Raw genomic sequence first — 18,188 nt, 5'->3', positions numbered from 1 at the left:
AACCTAACGTTTGCCGTCCTCACATGTGTGACTTCTGCAAGGCCCGTCGCTTGGCGCGGCAACAATCGCAACGGCGCGCGCGGTCGCTACACGGCCTTGCCGGTGAGAACAGGGCTGTTGGTACCTTCGACAGTGACGATGGCAGGCAGAAGATTAATGTTCAGCCTCGCGACAACTCATTGCCACATCGTTCCACGTTGCTGACATTCAGCCATCACTGTACTTTGTGATGGGACAATGAGTGAATCGAAGACGGGATATCACTGATGGTACGACGCAATCGCCAGGCACCGGATCCCGAGCTGGTCCATATGTACCGCCTGGGTTTAAGAATCGATAAGATTGCAGCCCTGGCCAATTTATCGGAGAGCACGGTCCGATATCATATACGGACAGCTGCAATAGCGGATTTGTCTCTTCGGGATGAACACCAAGCCGCTGTGATCGCCAAGCACAAGCCGAACAAACGTGGTCGTCAAAATCTGTTTGAACTCGTCCATATGTACGAAACGGAAGGGCGCTGGCCATCACCCCACTCGTCGAACAGCCGCGAGCGTGCTCTTGGGGTTTGGTTGCTTCGAAAGCGCAACGAGGCATCTGAGGGGACTCTTTCCCCGTTTTATAAACAAGCGCTGAGCGCACTTACTGGCTGGGACGAGGTAGAACCCCGTCGTGCGAAGGAAAACGTCCTTTGGAAGCAACGGTTAGAGCAGCTTATCCAGTATAGGATGTCAGGCCAGGACTGGCCCCGTCACAGCAAATCCACTAGTGCCGAGGAACGCGTGCTCGGAGTGTGGTTGCATAGCCAGCGTATTCGCCTCAGGACCAGAAAGATGGATCCTGTCCGAGAAGGACAGCTAGACGAGCTCCTTCCCGGATGGCGGGAGGGACGGAAGAAAACCAGCGGCCGGCGATCCATTCCTTCCGACGGGAGTTCACAATGATTTTTTCTAATGTGCGGAACAATAGAAGGATGTCGCTCCAGCATTAGGTCGCAGTACTCGACTGTGCAGTTAAAGAAGACACATGCTTGATGACCAGTAATAGAGTCGGCGGCTCGGAGTGGCGGCGGAGGTGGATATTGGTGAGGCGATTCCGGTCGCATAAACACATGAAGTTTCCCGTAAAAGGGCAGTAAGTACAGCTTTCATGTGCGAGTCGCAGCGGTGCTTTAGTGGTACTGCTTCCCGCTAACGCTCAAGCTAAAAAGACGTCTAGACAAGATTGCTCAGATTATTGGTCCTAAAGAATGAGCAGGAATCCTGTACAGGCGTTCACGGAACTTGGTTGTGGGACAGCTGATTGGTCTGTATAGAGTAGGCTGCCATGCCCGCAAGCGCAGATCCAACCTCGCTAAGATTCATACCCGGCCTCAGAAGCATCGCGCCCAGGTTAAAGCGGTCTCGATAGCCTTGTCGGAAAAGCACCGTGGGCATCTTTTCGGTACGCCAGTTCGTATCTCCGTTCATGCCGCTCGGGGCGGCAGGAACTATCACATAACCAGAAACCACTAATGCGCGGTCTCGTTCACCAATAGTAGGAGAGGAACGATTTTCCTGTATAAGGGCATCTTTATACATATGCAAAGACACAATTGCCTCATTCAGCTGCGCTTCGACTCGATACTTAGCATCCAAAATTAAAAAATTCTTTAATCCTTTGGGGCCGGGGAATTCGAGTACCACATCAGGGATCATTCGTCTTGAGTAAGACCCGATCCCGTCCTGAGTTCGCCAAACTTCCTCAAACACTGGCTTGAAACGAAGTGTGTGTCCCTTGAACTCGACTGCAGTGGAGTTTAGTGACAGCGTCAACTTGCCCTTTGATGGGTCATCGATGAACATGGATGAAGCATCCAGACCTGAATCGAGTGTTCCAGCAGCTCTAGCAAGTCGTAGCGCAACCCATGTCTCATAGAGACGGTAAGTTTCTTGGAGGGGGACGGAAGCAAAGTCTCCATCTACTCCTGACACGCCCGACTGAACGTCGCGATAGATTCGGTAGAGAGAGCGGTACGGTTCAACGCGCTGGTACAAGTGAGAGTGATTCCACTGGCCCAAGGCAGGAGTTAATCCGGAAAAAACGCCAAAAGATTGAAGGACATCAATTTGTCGTCGACCCCGCAAACACCGGTCCTGCAAGCCACTATTGCCTTGTTCAGGGTCTGCTGCGGCTAAGGCACGTAGCGCCCTACTGAGTTGCCCTTTGAGGGACGTAAGCAGACCTAAGATTTCGCTATGCTCGCGACGAGAGGAAGTCACCTCACTTCTTGTTTGCGGAACTCGATGGGGTAGGATCCCCCCGTTCTGACTGACTAAATCTCTCAAAGCAGGCGGCAGACGTTGAATCAGTTCCCTATCTACAACCGTGGCACTTCGGCGACTACTATTTAGTTGTTGGGATGTTAGTCTCCGAGCATCACGCAAAGGCACACTGCGCTGACTTCGGCGCAGGCGCCCGCGACTAGCTGAATTTAATTCAGCAATCAGCTTCTGCAGTCGCGGAAGAGTCTCCAAAATAAACTCGAGCGTCGCGATGGGCAGCTCATGCTTGCCTTTCGATACTGGGACCCTAAGACCAGATGTCGAAGCGAGTGAGCGTGTGTCCGCAATTATGTCGCGAAGCATTAGCCGGAAGTCCTGCCGCACAAGCTTGGAGACCACGGGATCAACTTCCACCCGGCTTGTCCAGATTCTGGTGTCCACGCCCTTTAGCTCGATGTCCGCGAAACCAGCCTGGAACCCGATGTCCCAGCGGAACCATATCTCAGTGGGCGAGGCTATGTCGCGCGATAACTGGACACCATTCACGTTTAATTGCACTGTGAAAGGCGATGCGAAATCGCCCTTCAACAACCACCAGTAGGTGGAGTTTTCAGCCAGCGTTCCTGGCTCGGGGTGTACATACTCCTGCGATGTGGAGACGGCCAACAGCACGTTTGCGCCGTAAGATTTCGCTTCACGAAGTGACAGCTCCCACTTCATAGCAAAATCACCGGTACTTGAAATAGTCGGTCAGTTCCAAATCGGACCGCATTTGCCGGACGCGCAGTCGCGATTGCGGACGTGAAGCTAATGCTGCCTCTAGAGACTCAAGCATGTTGATACATTCAGGACCCCCACGTAGTTTGGGCAATACCTTTTGATCAATCTGTCGATCGATAGGATCTACGGATGCTTTGATAACTTCTGCCCCGTGTGCGTACATGGCAATTTCGCGGATCGTTCTGTTGCCAAAGTGCAGCTGAAAAGGTGCCAGTATGTCAGCTAGAGATGCGAGTTCATCCAGGAGAGCCGAAGTGAGGACAGCCTCAAGATTTGGTTCACGACGCCTCAGCCAGTTGCCGTAACCGCGCACATCTACTGAGCTTAAGTCCTGAGAATTAGCACGATCCAGAACCATAGGGCTAAATGGAATTACACTCTCATCATCATTTACAGTGCCAGTGATGTATAGGTTATGCGGCCATGGAATAGTGGTAGGTATTTTCTTAATTTTAGTCGGATTGGCGTGTAGAGTGATATTCCCCTCGATCTCCATGACGCTAAGCATGTTTGAGAAGTAATGTTCTACTTGTGCGCGGTTCATTTCATCAAGCAATACAAACACGGGCTGCAGTGGATCGGAGCAAGCTAAGAGGATTGCTTCAAGAAAGGCAGTACGGCGATAGCCGTCCGAAGCCAAAACGTCCTCATGGCCTATGAGAAAGGAAGGGTCGGTCCAATGCGGCTCTACAGGTATCACAGTGAAACGATCATGGACGGCATCAAGACCTTCAAGACCGAGCACGGCGTAGGCATAACATTTGGCTAAACGTGACTTCCCGGTACCAGAAATACCACGAAGAATGACGAAATGCTTCCGCGGGTTGTGCACGGTGTTGAGATGATACGTCTCTAAAACATCCTTGCTGAAATGACCACCGAGATCAGCAACGGCGCGTTCGATTCTATCGATGGAAACTAAATGTGGCAGTGCCATAGTTGCTTCAACAACGCCATTCTCTTCGAGCCGCACGATCTTTTCCGGATTAGAATAATCGCGCCGGAGGCGCCGGATGACATCGACCTCCTGAGAGGTCAATTGTCCGTTTACTTCGACATCGGCATATACGATTTCATCCACAGGAATTGGGGCTCCATAGCCAGCGGGGTCCGCGAGTGGATCAATGCTATCGGCTTCTGGGAGCACCGTGGCGTAGAAGCCCGAGGCATGCAATAGAAATCGCGTATTATTCGTTGGTGGCCTAGAAGTGTTACGCGCCCTAGCCTCGATCTCCTCGAGGCGTTCCTCTAGTTTGTGAAGGTTTTGGCCTTTGAAAATCAATGCAATATACAATTCGGAGTCACGCAGGCCAGCAGGTATGATTTTAGACGCCCAAGCCCACGGTCGGTCATGATCCCGAGCACGTTTGAGGTTGCTGCGTGTCGCCAAGTTTGGAATGCCGGCTTTAAACGCATTCTTCAAAATGCGGGCGCTATTGGCGGAACCGACGCTGGGCTTGGTGGCCATGACCACCCCAGGGTGCCGGCGTTCGACTCTGCGTTTGAACTCCTCCCAACTACTCATGACGCCTCCATTTTAGACGAATTTATGGCGGAGTTAATCCCTTGCCGCATTGATTGCGCCAGTTGGTAGGCAAGGAGCGGTGCGACAGCATTACCAATTTGTCGAAATGCGGGATTCATAGTTCCACGGAATTGAAACCCATCCGGGAAACTCTGGAGCCGCGCTGCTTCGCGCACACTAATGGTACGTGCTTGAGTCGAATCGTAATGGATATGGGAGTAGGAATCCTTTCCGAGATGAGCCATCAACGTGCGAGCAGGTGTGTTTGCCTCCATTTTTCGCCACTTGTTTGGGAACTTTGTGGGATCGTAAGGGGGCACATAGTTTTTGAGTAAAGAGGGAGAAGCACCTGCGTTCACCCAGAGCTCGTGAGCCAAACGGTGAGCTTCGGGGTACTGGTCTCCGGGCTGCATGGCCGCAAACAGCCGAAGGTCACGTTCACCGAGTGAACGAGTAACGTGATCACCGAGTGCACCTGTATTTTCAAAACCTGGCCAGGAACGCATATGTTTGGCGAACGAACTGATCTTGCTGGGCGCAGGGGTGGCCAACGGGGTGTCAAACCGCCTAGCTCCCCGCGCCAGCTGATCAATAATCCTTGGGAGGTCGGCGAGCGCCTCTTCCGCGGTAACGGCGGCTGGGAGCCTGGGCGAAGGAGCCGCAGGTGGCGAGTAGTAGGGGTGAGCTTCCAAATCGCCCAACAGGCGCAGCGCCACGTCGCGTGAGCTCTTGTATCCGCGGGGCATTTCGAGCCAGTGTGTAGGATCCGGGAATTTGGGTCTGCGCCCTAGTTCCTTTGCATATGCCATCAGGAAGAATCGGTCTCGAGTTTGCGGAACACCGTAGTTTGCAGCGTTCAAAAGACTGTAGGACACTTCGTAGCCGATGCTACTCAGGTAATCGGCCATCTCGTCCCCAACAGATCGGCCACCCTGGTTGAGCACGTCCGGAACGTTTTCGAGTAAGACTGCTAGCGGCCGTGTCTGTTCGATCACGCGCATTGCATGAAGATATAGGGTTGTACGTTCGTCGAGCTTGAAAGCCTCCGGATGGTCCATGACTTCACGTAGCTTTGCCCGCCCTACCCTAGTAAAACTAGGACACGGCGGCCCCCCAATAACTACATCGACAGCATGCGGTATCTCGTCTTCGGAGAGACCGAGGAGCTCGCACAGGTCCAGCTGCCGGATGTCGCGAGCTCGGGCGAAGTGCTCTTCGTTAACACCAGGATGGAAGTTCCGCGCGTAGGAGGCAGCAGCGAACGGATCGAACTCAACTCCACCAACAGATTCAAATCCTGCTCGGACGAAGCCAGTGGTCAAACCGCCACAGCCGCTGAATAGATCGAGCAGTCGAAGGGGACCTCCTCGGCTCACCCTGTCCAGTTTGTCGATTATGGATGAGGGACCGGCACCAAGGAGTGAAAGCATGCCTTTAATACTGCCCTATGGCTACGACAATCCTGGACATGACAGGAACATCCCCGAACTCGTGCCCCGGAAAGCCTCCGGGGAGCTTCTGGGCCGCCGTAAGTTAACCCATCGCTGCTTCGCCCCCCGCTCGGTCTGCCTTCCGCACTCAGGGCTAGTAGGACAAGAAATTGAAGGCGTGATCCAGCTACATGGACAGTCGAAGTTTCGACACAGGCCTGCGCCCGGGTTCGATAGCGACAGGGGCGGTACCGGATAACTGGAACCACTGCACGGCCATCGCGGGCCTCAGAGCTGAAGTCCTGTCCGTGTAAGGAGGATTGTTCCCAGCTAACGAAACTGCAGGATACCCGGGCGCGTGGAATGGGTGCCGTGCAACGAAAGGATCTGACTCATGAGGGGCTCCCTTAGGCGGAGCACTGGAGCCCAGCGCTTCGCGTACCGCGTCGTGAAGGTGACCGATAGGCGTGTATCGACATGGAGCTGATACATCGACTCTTCTTCCGTATCAACGTTGTTGAGGAAGGACACGGACCGCTTCACAGAAGCTGCAGGCTTTTTCTTCCATGTCTTTCGGGGCCGAACTAAGCCACCAACCAAGTAGGGCACAGGTCCTGACTTCTGCTGAGCAAAGTCACATTGCGCACCTGCCCTAACCATGACCAAAACAGCGTCTTCCCGCTCCTTCACATCAACCCCCAGGCACTCCCAGACTTCCTCGGGGGTAAGGTCTAGATAGCGCCTGAACCAAGCTTCGTTTTCCTCTTCAATCCGGACTACGGCGCCCCAATCGCTCGAACTAAATGACTCGGCCGAGGGCGGTGAGATGTGGGCCATGCGGTTGAAGCGTGCTGCGTCCACATCGGATAGCGCAGGCAGTTGATTGGCCGCTTGGGTAGTACCCTTCTGCCAGACGTCGCGGTTGTCTTTCCCCTCGTCTGCATGCAAAATTTCGTCGGCAAGTAGCGGTCCTACTGCATACGCAAAAGCCGACCGAGGGTCAGTCAGAGCTCCTGATTTTCCATTGCTGACAGCAAAGCGGCTAAGAACAATGTCCAGCTCAGAACGCGTTGTGCCCGCGGAGAATGCCTGGTTCGGGATGAGTCCCGTCAATTTGGAGGAGATGCGTGATGCAGATTTGTGAACTGTATATTCCCAGTCTAGGAGCGCCGCAAGGCTCGGGTGCTCCCTAATCTTAAGCGACACTTCAGCTCTGAGCTGCTCTGGGTCCTGCACTTCCCCCGAATCGATATTTATGAATGTGTCTTTGCTTATACAAAGTACCGCCATCGGAATAACATGAGGACTTTTGGCCAGCCTATCGCGCAAGAACTGTTCGAGTTGGGCCGCCTGATCAGGAAACTTTGTCCAAATTACCAAAAGATAAGGTTGGTTTGATTCGCTAATAGTAGATGTCAGGATGGAGGCAATCGTGGCATTGTCCATTTTCGGATCACTGGCAAACGTTAAACCAGAAAGATGAAAATCCATGAACACTACACGAGCTCCGCGCAGCAGGAAAGGACTAATTTCTTCTTCAGGTCTATAAAGTACATCGAGGCAGGTTGAGCCCAGTGACTCAATGGTGGTCTTGATTGCGTGGAGGTGCGTGGGATTATCGTCGATGACAACAAATCGAGCCGGGGTATACAACGTCTACTTCTTTCCGTCTAAAACTAAGGCGACCGCGGCGCCATTGAAATCTTCGCTTGGCCTTTTGATCTGATCGAGAGTTGGAAAGGCAAGGCGGCCACCGTGAAGTTCCATCGCCAGACTAACGTAATAAAGGCCCACGCCCATGCCGTTAGGTCGTCGGGTGAAGAAGGGCTCTGTCAATTCCTCGGGGGCATCCTTGAATCCGGGACCATTGTCAACAATGAGGATTGCCGGGCCCTCAATAAAATCTTCATCGTAGTCGATGAAGATGCGCTTTTTCCGGCCGTCTCGGTAGGTGTTGTTGAGCCAAAATAGGGAATTATCAAAAATATTGTTCAAGGCTCCGAGGAGGAGGCCGAATGAAAAAGATCGCTCCGCATCCTGTTCCGCGCTCAAGAAGGGAGCGATAACCTCGACTTCGTGATGGGTCAAACGAACTTGGTTAAGGGTCACGACACGCCGAATGAGGCCCTTTATGCTGTTATTTTTGACTTCGCCCTTACGAACGATATCGGCGAAACCGTCGAGGACGCGTGCAATTGTTCGAGCCTGTTCTGCGATCGAACTAGCTGTCGCTCCTCCTTCGCTTGATTTTATTAGAAGCCTAATGCTGTGCTCTAATTCGTGGAATACTACAACAAGCGCCATGCCGGAGAGATTTGACCGCAGCATTGTGGTTTTGAATCGAGTGAATCTTTCAAGAGTAGCTTCGATTAGCGGTTCGACTTCTCTTAAAATACCGTGCTTTCCCGCAATGCTTCGGATCTCAGCCAATGGTTCTGCTATATCATTTGAGTTGATATTCTTTTTCTTCGCCGTCGCTATGCGAAGTGCACGCTTATCAATATTGCGCTCGACCTCGAAACGCGCGATAACCGCCAAAAGAATATCCTGCAGCTTCTTATATGCGATGTTCTCTATGAACCCTTCGCGGTTGGTTTTTTCATGAAGGTCGGTACTTGAAGCTAGATCAATCTCAAGGAGCCCAATAACGATGTTGTTACTTATGCGCTCACTAGGAGTATTGATTCGTCTAACGTCTAACCCGAGCCAGTCATCACCGGGTTCCCCATAATTATATACGCGAATGCCATCGCGATATATGCGTATGCCGCCATTTTCATTCAGATACTGGCGTAAAAGGGTAGTTTGCCCCAGGCGTTTGAGAATAGACGCATCCCTATCGAAGGTATAAAAGACGCCTTTTAGAGGTCCTATTCCCATCAAACTCGCGGCATCTACTGGCCACTCGCCATGGTCATCGAGGGCGAAAAGGATATCGCCTTCCGAATTCTCGGTTCGCGGATGTGAATCGATGCCTGCGACCCCATTATAGGTGTACGTCCAATCAAAACTTCCGAGGGTATCCACCGTGAATTCGAACTTCCAGGGAGCTAACCTAAGTATAGCCTCGGGGTCTTGAATCTGCTCCAACCACTGGCGGTGCTGTGGGAATTCGACGAATGCGCGGAAGTCGTCATTTTTTCTTTCGAAAGGAGAACAGATGGACAGGACTTGCCTTTGCAACCATCTAACTTGCCGTCTATCCCAGGCGCTACCGCGAAGGGCAGTTATGTGTATCTGTGTACCCGTCTTGTCGCCGATGAATACTTGCGGTTCTCGGGTGAATACCTGGACACGTGCTTCATCGAGATACTCTTGCCCGGAAAGGGCTGTCCAGTTGATTGTTAGGTAGCACTCGTCTTCGTCGGCGGCTCGCGTGACCATAGAAATTTGGTCGCCGAGCTTATGTACAGCAAAGCGTCCGAGCCCCTTCTCGCCTAGAGGAAGTCGTCCCTGCTTTGAACGGCGGCCTTCGTTTCGTTGATTGGCTCGATGATCGTGACCTGGTGTTAGCCAGATGTCCCTCAAAGTTTCGAGAGTCATCCCGTCACCATCGTCAGTGACGGTGATAGACGAGCCCTCGGATTGGTGAACGTTGTTCAATACGATCTGCACCGAAGAAGCGTCCGCATCGTAGGCGTTCTTCACTAGCTCCAACACCGCAAGCCGGGGAGAGCCGATGAGTTGATCACCCAGAAGCTGAAGTATGCGGGCTCGGGGGCGAAATGGAGCATCCACCGGTCCGGCGGATGATGTCTGCTCTGTCATTTGTAATATGCCCCTCGGTAGCTTAGTACATGCTAATAGATGGTCTATCAGCGACTTGCTGGCACATCGGATCCTACCTGAACTGCTGCCAACAGGGTCTTGGGTCGGACGACATCCGTATCACGGGTCTTATAGGTACGGATGATGTCACCACCAGTTGTTGTAGGCCGTCGGGGTTTACTTCGCTGGGGGCACTGAAGGGTGCGAAGTAGTTTTGCATTTGGTTCCCACATGTCCTCGGTCGTGATGGAGATCTGCAACATGTGCCTTCGCTGCACTGTGCCGCTATGGAGCCGCATCCGGTACGGCTGGAGAGCGTACAACCTCCCTCTAATGCGCGACGCTTTTAGCGTATATCAGGACTATTCTTTGTTGTCAAAGAGGTCGGGCAAGGCTAAGAATTCATTGGGGGTCAGTGCATTGAAGCGATTCTGCCGATATAGTGCTGTTGAACCAGGAGGGGAATTGATATGCCTGCGGAACCCAAGCTCACTCTTAGTACTGATGAAGTGCGCGCTTCCGGTCTTTTTACCGGTCGCAACATTTATGATATTCCATATTTCCAGCGGCCATACAAATGGGACAGTGAAAAAACGAATCAGCTACAAGCGGATGTTCTGAAGCTCGTTGATGGTGAGACGGACGTTCATTTTCTCGGGGCTATAATCACTCATCAGCGCGCACGCGCCAATGCAGCTCAGTCGCATGTTATCGAGGTTATCGACGGCCAGCAGCGTTTGACGACTATTTATTTATATATTCTGGCCGCGGTCAAAACCCTCATTGATTGCGATCAGCTTGACGAGGCGAAAGCCCTTTTTATGAACTTCATCGTCGATGGCCTCAGTACGGGTGGTGGTTCGAATCTCCGGCTTCACACGAGCCATGAGGACCGTGCACGGCTCAACATGGTGGTACAGGAGGTCCTCGATACTAAGAACTTTTCGAACCACCTAGTAGGCTTCGCATTTCGAAGGCTTGCAACTTCAGACAGTTCTAGTACTACCAAAGGTAGATCGATCAAGAACAATTATGCCGCGGCAAAGCGGTTCTTTAAGGCGCAGTTTGATCAGGGAGGTTCAGAGCGCGTCGCCGCAGTCTATGGCGCAATTCTGGAGCATCTCACGGTTGTACAGATTGAGGTTCAGGACCCGACAAATGGGCCAAAGATTTTCGATAGCCTCAATTCCCGGCAGCAGCCAATGACTGCAGGCGATCTTATCCGGAACGACATCTTTGCGCGGGCCGCCGACAATGACCCCTCAGAGGTCGACCGCATCAACACCGAGGACTGGCTTCCCTTTTATCGTGGATTTTGGATTGGCGACAAGAACTATTTTGACGAATACTTTTTTCCGTACGGGTTGGTCCAAAACCCAAAATTGACGAAGTCGCAGGTATATAAGGCTCTTCGTGATTCCTGGCAGGGTAAGGATCCTAGGAGTGTAGTTCAGGAATTAGCCAAGTACCAACCCCACTTCATGGACCTCGTAGCCGGTGGTAACCGCACAGCGCATACTGCTCCCATTGCTGAGCGCATGGCTAGGCTGCACGCTGCCGGGGCGCCCAGCTCCGTCTATCCCTTTGTTATGCGAATTTCGTCCGGCGTCGCTGATCATCTATTGGATGAGGGTAAAGCCGCAGAGGTGCTGGACGTAGTAGACGCCTTTCTGACAAGACGAGCGATTTGCGGGATTGAGCCAACCGGACTGCACGCCGTTTTCAAGGGTCTATGGAACGAATGTGGCGGAGAAGTCACCGCTGAAAGGGTTGTCCAAATTATTCGAAATCATCGAACCGTGGCGTGGCCGAGTGATGACGATGTTCGTCGCGACGTTGCGTCCCGTCCCTTGTTCGGTACTTCCATCGTGAAGTATGTCGTCCGCGAGTATGATAGGTCGCTTGGGGGGGACAAGCACAATACAGTCGCGCACTTGGAGCATGTGCTGCCCCAAAAATCGACAGCATTGTGGCCGTTCTCGAAAGATGAGCACGGTGAACTTAGTAACTTACTGGCCAATTTGCTTCCGCTTTCAGCGAATATGAACTCCTCCATAGGCAATGAGCCGTACGCGAAGAAGCGAGTGCGTTATTCCGCTGACTCCGTTTTTAAGTCAGTTCGTGAGTTCGCCGATCTTAATACCGAGTGGACTCCCAAAGATCTGCGCGTGCGAAGCAAGGTGATGGCCGATTGGGCTGTAAAGCGGTGGCCAAGCTATAGAACGTGACCGCCCTATGGTACAGGGCGCGTGAAGAGCCCCTTTCAGTTCTCGCCACGTGACGGGCGGCAGCTGAGCTTTTAGGATTCCGGGCGTTGTATGCGGGCTATCCGGAGGTGGCGGGGGTGAGGGATCCAGCTCAGGCCTGCCGAACGGCATTAACTGGGCAGTCCAGAATAGTGCGCAGGTCATCAACGTGAGCTTGGTCGTTGGGGCGTCAACCACCCTGGAAACTGCGGTGAACAACGCCTGGAATGCGGGCGTGCTGCTGGTTGCTGCAGCCGGCAACGGTGGAAACACCAACATGAACACCCCGCCGCCTACCCCATTGTCATTTCCGTGTGGGCAACGGACAACGATGACAACAAGTCGTTGTTCTCCACATATGGCGCGTGGGTGGATATCGCGGCCCCGGGGGTCAGTGTCGACTCCACCTTCCCCAACCACAGATTTGTCCTGGCGAGGGAGTACAACCGTTCCCAGGCTTATGACATCGGCAGCGGCATGTCAATGTCCTCACCAATCGTCGCCGCCGTCGTTGCGCTTGCCCGCAGCGCCAGCCCTGGCTGGACGAACTCGGCCATTCGCAACAAGGTCGAATCCAGCACCGACCCAGTTGGCGCCATCGGGACCGACTGGGCGCATGGCCGGGTGAACGCGTACAACGCCGTCAAGCCGCCGCTTCCCCAGCCAGCGCGCCGGTTGGGTCGGCGCCCCAGCCGCATGCTCTGTTACGGTCGGGCACCATGACCGATCATGGCACCGACCCCGCCGGCAAGGTCGGCTTCCTCAACACGGCGGCGGTCCACGTGGCGACATTCGAGACCCTCTCCCGTACGCATCTGCCGTCCGGCTCCACGGTCCACCGCTTGGATCCCGAAGCCCTGGAGCTTGCCCGGCAGGACGGTGCCGCGGAGAGGGTACGTGCCGTCGTCGCCGCCCATCTCGCGGAACTTCGAGATGCTGGATGCGGAATCGTCTTGTGCACCTGCTCCACATTGGGCGAGGTAGCGGAGGACCTGTCCGGTGACGGACTGGCCGTTATCAGAATCGATCGGCCGATGCTTCGCCGCGCCGTGACCCTCGGCCCACGAATCGGAGTCCTCGTGGCTCTCACCAGCACCATCGAGCCAACCACCGGAGTCCTCGCCGAGGGGCCGCGGAGGCGGAAACTGACATAACCGTTGAGGTCAGCGTGGTTGAGGGTGCGTGGAGACGCCTTCCTGGCCGGAGACGCGGAGGCCTACCACTCAAGCATTGCCCATGCGGCGCGTGTGGTCGCAAGCCGCTGCGACGTCGTCGTCCTCGCCCAGGCGAGCATGGAACCTGCTGCCGCCCTGCTGGCCGGCCTCGAAACACCTGTTCTCACCAGCCCCCGCTCAGCCGTCGAAGCCGTCGCGGCAGTACAACAGGGCTACAAAAATGACCCCGGCAGAGGGCTCCGGCAGAGCAGGTGCCTAGGAAAGGGGCTGCCGTTCACCGACACTGACGGAGGACGACGGCGCAACGTAGTCCCGCCGTCGTCGTTCCATCCGTTGCTGCTGGGACGGCGACGGGATCCTGGCACGCTTGGTGCGGTTGCACTGGGCGCAGGCAGCGACGAAGTTCTGCAGGCTGGTGGAGCCGCCCTTGGACCACGGATAGAAGTGGTCGCCGTGCTCGGCCGGGCGGCGGCAGCGGCGACCGAATCCGCTTTCCATCTCACATTGGCCGCCAGCCCGGGCCATCCCCTCGCGGTGCTGCTGGCGGGTGAAGCGGCGTATAAGGTCCCGGCGTCGGACGTCGCGGCTGTTTAGGACGGCGCCGACAATGCCCAGCACTACAACGGCTACGCCCGGGAGAGCGACAGCGGCGACGACGTTGTCCACCATTCCGCCCAGAACCTCGGCGGCCGAGGATGGTGCCGTTCCAGCGACAGATGTTCCCTTCGGCATGAGCGCCGTCATCACGGCGAGGGCAAGCCACACCATTAAGGCTGAGTAGGCCAGGCGAAGGCCCTGTCGTGTCCAATAGATGCGGCCCAGTTCCTGCATCGATTCCCCCCGTTTTTCAGTTCGCCCGAAGCCCTCGGGTCCCGGATGTCCAGGAAATCGTACAGGCCGAGCGGTGGCGGATGTCCCAGGTTTAGCTCAGTTTTTGCCGAGTTTCCCTGCCCAACTGGTGGCCGGGTCAAGCGCTGTGGCGGCCCAGGGGAGTGGGAACGGCTGTGCAACAATGACGTCATGACGCACGAGCAGCCTCAATCCGCCACGCTGGAACTGGACAGCAACGACCTCTCCGCGTTCGAAGTCGCTTATCAGGCCGCACAGAAGAGCTTGGCTGAAGGCGGCATTCCCATCGGGGCTGCGCTCGCCGAGGATGGCAGGGTCATTGCCAACGGACACAACGAACGGGTCCAGAACGCCGATCCGATCGCCCACGGGGAGATGTCCGCGCTCCGCGCCGCCGGCCGGCAGAAGAGCTACCGGGACACCACGCTCTACACCACCCTTGCTCCGTGCGCCATGTGCGCCGGAACCATCATCCAGTTCAAGATTCCACGCGTGGTGGTGGGGGAAGCGCGCACGTTCGACGGCGAGCTGGAGCTTCTCCGCTCACGGGGCGTTGACGTGGTGGTTCTGGACGATCAGCGTTGCGTGGACATGATGCGCACATTCCAGGCCGAGCGTCCGGAATTGTGGGCGGAGGACATCGCCGAGTAGTTACCCGCTCCAGGAATCAGTCAGCGGTCGCCGCGCAGGTCGTCCAGGATTTCGGCACTGCTCGCGTCCGAGGTTACCCGAGGCCGCGAACGGAAGTCTTCGTGTGCAGACACTTCGGCCACCTCAACTCGCACCCCGGCGTCGCGGAACTTCTGCACCTGCCGGGGGTCGGCGCCGTCGTCCGTCACCAGAGTCCAGGGGAGTGCGAGCCTGGCCCAGGCGTGGAACGGCCGAAGCCCCAGTTTGGACGAGTCCGCCAAGACGTAAACGGAACGGCCGCGCCTGGCCATGAGTTCCTTGAGGCGGGTTTGGGCGTGGTCGGCTTCGCAGATGCCGTCTTCGGCGGTGACGGCGTCGGCGCCCAGGAATACGCGGTTGAAGCTCATCCGCTCCAGCGCGGCCTCCGCCAGCGGCCCCACAAAACTCTGCGAAAGGCTCCGCAGCCGGCCGCCCAGGCAGTCCACCTCGATGCCCTCCGAATCGGCCAGTTCCTGCATGGTGTTGATGCCCGGGGTGGTCACGGACAGCTTCTCGAACCCGCGCAGTTCGTGGGCCAGCGCACCCACGGTGGAGCCGGCGTCGAGCAGGATGTTCTCCCCGGGGACGATCACGGACGCCGCCCAGCGCGCGATGGCATGCTTCTGCTCAAACGCCTCACCGGTGCGCTGCCGCAGCGACGCCTCCGGGTGCGCGCCCAGGGCCATGGCACCCCCGTAGGTGCGGGCCAGCCTGCCCTGCCCGTTCAGCAAGGCCAGGTCCCGGCGGATGGTGGACGCTGTCACCTCGAACCGGGCGGAGAGTTCCTCCACGGAAGCGAGGCCGGTGGTCACGGCAAGGTGGTAGATCTCCTCGCGCCGCGCGTTTGCGCTGAGCATTCCCGGTCTCCTTCCCGTGGCAGTGGTACCCATGCTAGTTCCGGCCCCCGCCCAGTCCCCGCAGCAACGCCTACACAGCGACGGCAGGCCGGGTGGCCATCTCCGCCGCCTGGTGCAGGGCCTCCACCATGGACCGGGAATCGGCGATCGCCTTGCCTGCGATGTCGAATGCGGTGCCGTGGTCCACGGACGTGCGGATCACCGGCAGGCCCACCGTGATGTTCACGCCGGCCTCGATGCCGAGCACCTTCACCGGCCCGTGGCCCTGGTCGTGGTACATGGCCACCACCAGGTTGTAATCGCCCCGGCCGGCCAGGAAAAACAGCGTGTCCGCCGGCAGCGGGCCCACCGCGTTGATGCCGGCAGCCTGCGCGGCCTTCACGCCCGGCTCGATCTTCTCCGCTTCCTCACCCTGGCCGAACAGGCCGTTCTCGCCGGCGTGCGGGTTGATGGCGCAGACGCCGATCTTCGGGTTCGGGATGCCCGCCCGGACCAGCGCCTCGTGGCCGCGGCGGATGGTGCGCTCCACCAGGTCCGGGTTAATCTTCCGGATCGCATCCATCAGCCCAATGTGCGTGGTCACGTGGATCACCCGGATCTTGGGCGTGGACAGCATCATGGACACTTCCTCCGTGCCCGTCAGGTGCGCCAGCAGCTCGGTGTGCCCGGGGAAGATATGCCCGGCCGAGTGCAGCGCCTCCTTGTTCAGCGGCGCGGTGCAGATGGCCTGCACCTTCCCGGCCATCGCCAGCTCACTGGCCACCCGGATGTACTCATACGCGGCGTGCCCGGCCACGGAGGAGAGCTGCCCCCACGGCAGGTCCTCCGGCAGCAGCGCCAGGTCAATCACGTTCACCCGGCCCGGCGTGAACACCGCGTCCTCCACGTTCTCAATGCTCTGGATGTCCGCCTCGATCCCCAGGACGTCAGCGGCCTGGCGCAGGCGCAGCGCATCGCCGATCACCACGGGCCGGCACTCGGCGTTGCTCTGCGGATCCAGCACGGCGGCTACCACCACCTCCGGCCCCACCCCGGCGCCGTCGCCCATGGTCACGGCCACGTAGGGGAGTTCCGAAGGATGTGTGCTGTTCATGGGGTGTCCTTTTCCGGGCAGGGACGGCTGGGGCGCCGTCGTTAGGGGAGTGCGTGTGGCGGGGGAGCTAACCGGCGCCGCGTCTGAGTCGGGGTAGCTGGCCAGTGCGGCCAGGATGGTGCGGAGACTGTTCGTGGTGCCGAAGCTTCCGGGGCGGGTGACCACCGGATCTCCGGCGGGAGTCAGGGACAGGACGGCGCCGTGCTCAATCTCGCCGAGCACTTTCAGCTCCCGAACGCACAGGGCATCCAGCATCGATCGGGCCGTTTCCCCACCGGTAAGCATCAGCGGACGGTCCTTGGCGAGGAGCGCTAGTGTCGTGGCCAGCGCTGTGGCTATTCGGGATGACGACGCCGGATCCACCGCGGACGCATCCACCGTCACCGCTGCCGGACCCGAGGTGAGCGCCTTCTCCAGCGGAGCCAGATCCGCAGTTTCCGCCAGCAGATCCGACGGCGACAGGGTGATCACAGGAACACCGTCATTGGCGAGTGCCTGCAGCTGCTCCCGTGCCGGGCCCGACGCCGAGCCAACCACCAGCAGGGGAAAGCTATCGGTTTCTCGCTCGCCGAGTGGAGAACGTACGACGGCGGCATCGGCCTCGGGTGCCTTGCCCGCGGTCCCTGCCAGGGCGGCTCCGAGAGCGGAAGCACCCGCAAAGCGGGTGCCCGGAATGCTGAGGGCTGCGGCGGCAATCGCCTCCAGATCGGCGGATGTTTCCGCATCGCAAATGAGTATTGGGTGAGGGCCGGCACTGGCTTCCTTGAGTGCGGCGCCGAGGGTTTCGGTTCCGCTGCGGACGGTGGCCAGATCCACCAGCACCGTGGGCAGGGGATGCAGTGCGGCGCCGATGCTTTTCGCTGGAGCCGTTGGTTCGGCATGCCACAGCGACGTCTCGTGCAGTGGAACGCCCTGGTGATGGATGACGCCGTTGACCGTGCTCCGGCCCAGTGGCGGCAGCGCAGGAGCAAGAATCACGGGACCGCCCTCAGCGAGAACCGAAAGCTGGGAGGCCACCGGTCCGCGGAGCAGGGAATCGATCTTGAGGAAAACAATCGGGGCGCTCTCCGCAGCCGCCAGCGAGTCCAGGACCTGGCGCAGGCGCATTGCCGCCGCCTCGGTCGGAAACGCCCGGTTATCCGTGTCCAGAACTACGAGGCTGCCGTCCGGCGTAACCTGTTCCAAGGCTGACCCAAGCTTCTCCGGAAGGTGGGGGAGCAGGTAAACGCGCGGGGCGCCGTCGTCGGCTGTTCCCGGGAGGGAACTCCCACTTTGCGCATTGTGCGCACAAGAGTTGATCAAGATTGGCGAGGCCGCCAGCAGCGCGGCAGCAGTCTCGGCGGCGCCTGAGAGATCATCAGCAATGGCCAGAATGCGCTGCATCGCTGTCTCCTTCGGCGTTGGCTAAGAGTAGTGCTTGGTTCGAATCCTCAAGTCCTGCACAAAACACGCTAACTTGCTTGCGCGCTTTGCGCAATCGTGGCATGGTGATCGGAGTAACAGCAGCGGGGCTCGTATCAAACCAGGATGCA

Annotated in this window: 11 protein-coding genes and 1 pseudogene; 4 read left to right on the top strand and 8 right to left on the bottom strand. The window is 57.3% G+C overall.

Annotated elements, in window-relative coordinates; all coding sequences use genetic code 11:
• Window positions 1-1,274: 1,274 nt before the first annotated feature.
• The 5 genes from WHH00_RS13815 to WHH00_RS13795 form a co-directional block, all read right to left on the bottom strand.
• Entirely contained in the window at window positions 1,275-2,984 is a 1,710-nt protein-coding gene (locus tag WHH00_RS13815; RefSeq protein ID WP_406633619.1) for a DUF2357 domain-containing protein, read from the bottom strand.
• Window positions 2,985-2,991: 7 nt separating this feature from the next.
• Window positions 2,992-4,512, bottom strand: coding sequence for an McrB family protein (locus tag WHH00_RS13810; protein ID WP_406633617.1), 1,521 nt, complete (start codon window positions 4,510-4,512; stop codon window positions 2,992-2,994).
• Between the two features lie 53 nt (window positions 4,513-4,565).
• Complete coding sequence (locus WHH00_RS13805; RefSeq protein ID WP_406633615.1) at window positions 4,566-5,999, bottom strand: DNA cytosine methyltransferase; 1,434 nt, start codon at window positions 5,997-5,999, stop codon at window positions 4,566-4,568.
• A 330-nt stretch (window positions 6,000-6,329) separates the two neighbouring features.
• Window positions 6,330-7,652 carry a hypothetical protein gene (locus WHH00_RS13800; protein ID WP_406633613.1) on the bottom strand — a complete coding sequence of 441 codons (1,323 nt, stop codon included), beginning with the start codon at window positions 7,650-7,652 and terminating at the stop codon, window positions 6,330-6,332.
• Window positions 7,653-7,655: 3 nt separating this feature from the next.
• Complete coding sequence (locus tag WHH00_RS13795) at window positions 7,656-9,767, bottom strand: ATP-binding protein (protein ID WP_406633611.1); 2,112 nt, start codon at window positions 9,765-9,767, stop codon at window positions 7,656-7,658.
• Window positions 9,768-10,237: 470 nt separating this feature from the next.
• Here WHH00_RS13795 and WHH00_RS13790 point away from each other — a divergent pair, with 470 nt between their 5' ends.
• The 3 genes and pseudogenes from WHH00_RS13790 (at window position 10,238) to WHH00_RS13780 (ending at window position 13,167) form a co-directional block, all read left to right on the top strand.
• A complete protein-coding gene (locus WHH00_RS13790) occupies window positions 10,238-11,995 on the top strand; it encodes a DUF262 domain-containing protein (RefSeq protein WP_406633609.1) in 1,758 nt (585 codons plus the stop codon).
• 76 nt (window positions 11,996-12,071) lie between these two features.
• A pseudogene (locus WHH00_RS13785) lies at window positions 12,072-12,736 on the top strand (S8 family serine peptidase).
• Window positions 12,733-13,167, top strand: coding sequence for a hypothetical protein (locus WHH00_RS13780; RefSeq protein WP_406633607.1), 435 nt, complete (start codon window positions 12,733-12,735; stop codon window positions 13,165-13,167). Before WHH00_RS13785 ends, WHH00_RS13780 begins: the two are co-directional and overlap by 4 nt.
• A gap of 276 nt (window positions 13,168-13,443) precedes the next feature.
• Here WHH00_RS13780 and WHH00_RS13775 read toward each other — a convergent pair whose 3' ends face one another.
• Complete coding sequence (locus WHH00_RS13775) at window positions 13,444-13,956, bottom strand: HNH endonuclease (RefSeq protein WP_406633605.1); 513 nt, start codon at window positions 13,954-13,956, stop codon at window positions 13,444-13,446.
• A gap of 252 nt (window positions 13,957-14,208) precedes the next feature.
• Between WHH00_RS13775 and WHH00_RS13770 the strand changes: the two genes are divergently transcribed.
• Window positions 14,209-14,688 (top strand): nucleoside deaminase, encoded by a 480-nt coding sequence (locus WHH00_RS13770; protein WP_406633603.1) that lies wholly within the window; start codon window positions 14,209-14,211, stop codon window positions 14,686-14,688.
• 20 nt (window positions 14,689-14,708) lie between these two features.
• Here the strand turns inward: WHH00_RS13770 and WHH00_RS13765 are convergent, their stop codons facing one another.
• Together WHH00_RS13765 and pdxA are read right to left on the bottom strand one after the other, a co-directional pair.
• A complete protein-coding gene (locus tag WHH00_RS13765; RefSeq protein WP_406633601.1) occupies window positions 14,709-15,563 on the bottom strand; it encodes a DeoR/GlpR family DNA-binding transcription regulator in 855 nt (284 codons plus the stop codon).
• Window positions 15,564-15,633: 70 nt separating this feature from the next.
• Entirely contained in the window at window positions 15,634-18,039 is a 2,406-nt protein-coding gene (gene pdxA / locus WHH00_RS13760; RefSeq protein WP_406633599.1) for a 4-hydroxythreonine-4-phosphate dehydrogenase PdxA, read from the bottom strand.
• Window positions 18,040-18,188 lie beyond the last annotated feature (149 nt).

It is taken from the genome of Pseudarthrobacter quantipunctorum (genome assembly GCF_045291495.1).
GTDB classification, from domain to species: domain Bacteria; phylum Actinomycetota; class Actinomycetes; order Actinomycetales; family Micrococcaceae; genus Arthrobacter; species Arthrobacter quantipunctorum.
This window is presented reverse-complemented; position numbering and strand designations above follow the sequence as displayed.